This window comes from Mesorhizobium sp. M7D.F.Ca.US.004.03.1.1, from assembly GCF_003998635.1.
Taxonomy (GTDB): domain Bacteria; phylum Pseudomonadota; class Alphaproteobacteria; order Rhizobiales; family Rhizobiaceae; genus Mesorhizobium; species Mesorhizobium loti.
The window spans coordinates 1-430 of the sequence record NZ_RZQG01001825.1; the positions used below are offsets into that span (position 1 = coordinate 1).

1 protein-coding gene is annotated in these 430 nt (G+C 62.8%); it reads left to right on the plus strand.

The features are described from left to right. On the plus strand, positions 1 to 192 hold a 192-nt coding region (locus EN935_RS40230; RefSeq protein ID WP_245489204.1), incomplete at its 5' end, for an RcnB family protein. Positions 193 to 430 lie beyond the last annotated feature (238 nt).

Here is a 430-nt window from a genome sequence, read left to right on the forward strand (position 1 = left end):
GTCGTGAAGCGCAACAACTGGCGCAATGGCCAGAAATATTCCAGCTGGAAGCGTCACCAGCCGATCCGCGACTATGGCCGCTACGGCCTGCATCGTCCCGGCCGCGGCCAGGAATGGATCCGCGTCGGCAACGACTATGTGCTGGTCGGCATCCTCTCCGGCGTCATCTTCGGCGCGCTTGCCGCACAGTAACCGGCACCTGGCCGGCCATTGAAGCGAGGCGGCCCGCAACGGCCGCCTTTCTTTTTGCCCTGTGGAAACCGGGTATGGCCCGCATTAGGGGTCGTCGGACTTCGCAGGCATGATTATATGGTGGGGAAACGAGTTCCCCGATGCGCTTTCCACCCGCCTTCCTCGACGAGATCCGCGACCGCGTGCCGATTTCATCGGTTGTCGGCCAGCGCGTCGCATGGGACCGGAAGAAAACCAA